The 4,576-nt window shown below is 73.6% G+C and carries 4 protein-coding genes; 3 read left to right on the forward strand and 1 reads right to left on the reverse strand.

What is annotated here, in order from left to right; translation table 11 throughout:
* The coding region (locus GWI24_RS40775; protein WP_210951066.1) for an ROK family transcriptional regulator at window positions 1-1,076 on the reverse strand (1,076 nt) is incomplete at its 3' end.
* A gap of 191 nt (window positions 1,077-1,267) precedes the next feature.
* Between GWI24_RS40775 and GWI24_RS40780 the strand changes: the two genes are divergently transcribed.
* The 3 genes from GWI24_RS40780 to GWI24_RS40790 all read left to right on the forward strand — a co-directional run.
* The gene (locus GWI24_RS40780) at window positions 1,268-2,500 is read left to right on the forward strand and encodes an MFS transporter (protein WP_210951067.1); all 1,233 of its coding nucleotides are present in this window, start codon (window positions 1,268-1,270) and stop codon (window positions 2,498-2,500) included.
* A 134-nt stretch (window positions 2,501-2,634) separates the two neighbouring features.
* Window positions 2,635-3,498, forward strand: a complete 864-nt coding sequence (locus GWI24_RS40785; protein ID WP_210951068.1) for an isocitrate lyase/phosphoenolpyruvate mutase family protein — start codon at window positions 2,635-2,637, stop codon at window positions 3,496-3,498.
* Between the two features lie 69 nt (window positions 3,499-3,567).
* A partial coding sequence (locus tag GWI24_RS40790; protein WP_210951069.1) for a uracil-xanthine permease family protein occupies window positions 3,568-4,576 on the forward strand: 1,009 nt, incomplete at its 3' end.

A 4,576-nucleotide genomic window follows, 5' to 3' on the forward strand; every position in this document is an offset into this window, starting at 1 on the left:
CCCTCGCCCCCGGCCCGGCCGACCTCGCCGCCGAGCACCGCGCACCCCGGGTCGAGCACCGCGCAGATCGCGGCGACGCCCAGCGCGATACGGGCCGCCAGCGCGTCCAGGAACGTCTCGCCCCGCTCCCCCGCCTCCAGGGCCGCGCGGATCACCGCCTCCGCCGCGCCGGAGCCCTCCGCTCCGTCCCCACGCGAGCCGCCCGCCGCGGCCTCCAGGCCGTGCTCCTGGGCGAGTTCACAGACCGCGGCGCTGCTCACCAGGGAGTGGAACCCGCCGTCGCAGCCGGTGGCGGAGGGCAGCCCCACGGTGCCCGGCACCGGCAGAAAGCCGATCTCCCCGGTGCCGCCGGACGCTCCGCGCCGCAGCACCCGGTCGAGCACCACGGCAGCGCCGATGCCGTGGCCCAGCCACAGCAGCACGAAGGTGTCGCGGTCGCGCACCGCGCCGAGCCGCTGTTCTGCGACGGCCGCGAGATTGACCTCGTTCTCCAGCAGCACCGGTGCCGCGAGGCCGCCGTGCAGCGCGGTGGCCAGCTCCCGGTGCCATGAGGGCAGTCCGCCGGTGGAGTTGAGCTCCCCGGTGGCGGGGTCGATGAGGCCGGGCATCCCGATCCCGATGTGGTGCAGCCGCGCCGCCCCGGCACGCTCGGCGGCCCGCTCCACCAGTGCCACCACGGCCGCCACGGTGTGCGCCGGATCCACGCCCGGGGCTACCGGAAGCGACTCCTCGGCCACGGTCCGGCCCAGCAGATCGGCCACGCAGACGGCGACGCCGTCCGTACGGACGTCAACCCCGGCCACATGCGCGCTGTCGGCGACGATCCCGTACACCCGGGCGTTGGGCCCCCGGCGCTCCGCCCCCGACTCCCCCACGACCGCCACCAGTCCGGTCTGCCGCAGCCGCTCGACCAGGTCCGCGATGGTGGGACGGGACAGCCCGGTCAGCGACTTGAGCTCCCCCGCGGTCAACGGCCCCTTGTCCTTGAGCAGATGCAGGGCGAGGCGGTCGTTGATGGCCCGCGCCGTACTCGGAGAGGCGGTGCGGCCCGCCACGGACACGCTCGTCGAGGTCATGCCGGGATCCTTCCAGAAGGCCACGGGAAAAGCCCTATCTATCAGGGAGCCTTCCTGATAGTTTCCGGTGGGCCACGGCACAGGCCGGGCACAAGCACGGGCACAAGCACAAACAAGCACGGGCACGGGTGTACGGGCACGCGTGTACGGACGCGGACACGGGTCGGCGCTAAGGGGAGGGTGCGACAAGTATGGGCAGGCTCAAGGAGTCCGAGGCGTCCGAGATGCGCCCGGTACGGCGGGCGCGGATCGCCGTGGCGGCGGTCTTCGCCGTGCACGGCGCGGTGACCGGCAACTTCGCCACCCGTATCCCCTGGGTCCAGGAGCGGCTGGACCTGAGCGCCGGTCAACTCGGCCTCGCGCTCGCCTTCCCCGCCATCGGGGCCTCGGTCGCGATGCCCCTGGCCGGGCGGATCAGCCATCGCTTCGGCGCCCGCGCGGCGCTGCGCGGACTGCTCGCCCTGTGGACCGTCTGGCTGGTGATGCCCCCGCTCGCGCCCGGGCTGGTCTGGCTGTGCGGTGCGCTGCTCATCTTCGGCGCGACCGCCGGGATGTCCGACGTCGCGATGAACGCCCTCGGTGTGGAGATCGAGAACCGCCTCGGTCGGTCGATCATGTCCGGGCTGCACGGCATGTGGAGCGCCGGCGCGCTCACCGGCTCGGCGGCGGGCACGGTCGCCGCGCACGCCGAGGCCGACGCCCGGCTCCATCTCGCCATCGCCGCCGGAGTCCTCACGGTGCTCGGCGCGGTGGCCTGCCACTGGGTCCTGGACCTGCGCAGCGCCCCCGAGGAGCATCCGCCGCCCCACTTCGCCCTGCCGCCCCGCTCCGCGCTGATCATCGGCGCGGTGGGATTCTGCGCGGTGTTCGCGGAGGGGGCGAGCCTGGACTGGTCGGCGGTCTATCTGCGCGATGCCCTGGAGACCTCCCCCGGTGTCGCCGCCGCCTGTACCACCGCCTTCTCCTGCACGATGGCCGGTGCCCGGCTCGTCGGGGACGCGGTGGTGGGCCGCTTCGGGCCGGTGCGGACCGTACGGACGGGCGGCGTCCTCGCCACCGCCGGGGGCCTCCTCGTGGTCACCGCCCCCGGGCCCGCCCTCGCCATCACCGGATTCGGCCTCATCGGCCTGGGCATCGCGGTCGTGGTGCCGCTGGCCTTCGCCGCCGCCGGGCGCAGCGGCCCGGCCCCGAGCCAGGCCATCGCGGGCGTCGCCACGATCACCTACACCTCGGGGCTGATCGCTCCGGCGGCGATGGGCTCGATCGCGGATCTGACCTCGCTGACGATCTCTTTCTGCCTGGTCACGACGTTGGCGCTGGGACTGGTGGCGGGGGCCGGGGTGTTGCGGACCCCGGCGGGGACGGACGCCACGGGTTCCGCCCCGCACCCCGACCCGTCCACGTCCCGGGCCACGCTCTCCTGACGGTGGGCGGGGCCGCGGGGGCGGTGCACCGTCTCCGGCACCGCCATCGATCGGCTCCGGCCCGGCGACCGTCCGTCCCCGACACCGCCATTGTTCGGTGAGCGCCGAAAGGATCCGGCCGTACGGTCGGTGATATGAGCGATACGAGCGACGGCCCGGCCCCCGACCGCCACACCGCCTTCCGCCGGCTCCACCACGGCGACCGGCCCCTGCTGCTGCCCAACGCGTGGGACCACGCCTCAGCCGCCGCTCTCGTCCGGCGCGGCTTCCCCGCCATCGGCACCACCAGCCTCGGCGTGGCCGCGGCGGCCGGGCTGCCGGACGCGACGGGCGCCGCCCGCGACGGAACACTCGCCCTGGCCCGGGGCATCGCCCGGCTCCCGGCGCTGGTGACCGTCGACATCGAGGGCGGGTTCGGCGACCGGCCCGAGGAGGTCGCGGCGGTCGCCGCCGAGCTGGACCGGGCCGGGGTGGTCGGCGTGAACATCGAGGACGGACGCCCCGACGGCACCCTCGCGCCGCTGGCCCGGCAGTGCGCGGTGATCGAGGCCGTCAAGGAGCGGGTGCCGGGGCTGTTCGTGAACGCCCGGACCGACACCCACTGGCTCGCCGCGATCGGTGGCGGCACCCCGCCCTCGCCGGCCACCACCGCCGAGCGCATCGAGGCGTATGTGCGGGCGGGCGCGGACGGGATCTTCGTGCCCGCGCTCACCGATGAGCAGAACATCGGCGCACTGGCCGACGATCTCGGCGAGACCCCGCTGAACATCCTCCTCACGCCCGGCCGCCACACCTATGAGCGGCTGGCGGAGCTCGGGGTGCGGCGGATCAGCTGCGGTTCACTGCTCTTCCGGGCCGCCCTGGACCATGCCGTCGAGCTGGCCTGGTCGATCGCCCACCCGGACGCCCGGACCGGCCTCGACCGGGCCGCCGACCTGCCCTCCTATACGGCGGCGCAGTCACTGGCCGATGACTTCACGGGAGCCGATCCCACATAGCTGCAAGACGCATATTTTCGGCCAACTAACATTGCTGCGAATCCCCCGTAGCGATGAAGTGGAGCAGTCATGGGCCTCGGCGTGGGCTGGACCCTGCACGGCGATGGGCGCACCCCCGCCCCCGGTGCCGTCGTCAAGCCGGATGAGCGGCTGTCGTGGCCGAGGACGGTGGGGCTCGGCGCGCAGCACGTCGTGGCCATGTTCGGGGCCAGCTTCGTCGCTCCGGTGCTGATGGGGCTCGACCCCAACCTCGCGATCATGATGTCCGGGGTCGCGACCCTCCTCTTCCTGCTCGCGACCCGCGGCCGGATCCCCAGCTATCTGGGGTGCAGCCTGTCCTTCGTCGGCGTGGCCGCCGCGATCAGGGCGCAGGGCGGCGGCAGCGCGGCCGTCACCGGGGCGATCCTGGTGGTCGGCGGTGTGCTGCTGCTGAGCGGTCTGGCGGTACGGACGTTCGGCGCCCGGATCATCCACGCGGCGATGCCGCCGGTGGTGACCGGTGCGGTGGTCATGCTGATCGGGTTCAATCTCGCCCCGGTGACCGCCGGTACGTACTGGCCCGCCGACCAGTGGACCGCGCTGCTGACGATGCTGCTCACCGGGGCGGCGGTGGTCTGTCTGCGGGGCTTCTGGTCGCGTATCGCGATCTTCCTGGGCCTGGTCTTCGGCTATGCGGTCTCCTGGGTCTTCGACCGCGTCTTCGGCAAGATCCACTCCATCGACGGCAGCGGACGGGTCACCGACCACTGGCGGCTGGATCTCTCCGGCGTGGCCAAGGCGGACTGGATCGGTCTGCCGTCCCTGCACGGGCCCACCTTCCACTGGTCGGCGGTGCTGGTGGCGCTGCCGGTGGTGATCGCGCTGATCGCCGAGAACGCCGGGCATGTGAAGGCGGTCGGCGAGATGATCGGCGATCCGCTCGACGACCAGCTGGGCACGGCGATCGCCGCGGACGGCGCGGCGACCATGATCTCCACCTCGGTCGGCGGCCCGGCCAATACGACGTACTCAGAGAACATCGGGGTCATGGCGGCCACCCGGGTGTACTCCACCGCCGCGTACTGGGCCGCCGCGGGCT

The organism is Streptomyces sp. MK37H (assembly GCF_018035285.1).
Taxonomy (GTDB): domain Bacteria; phylum Actinomycetota; class Actinomycetes; order Streptomycetales; family Streptomycetaceae; genus Streptomyces; species Streptomyces endocoffeicus.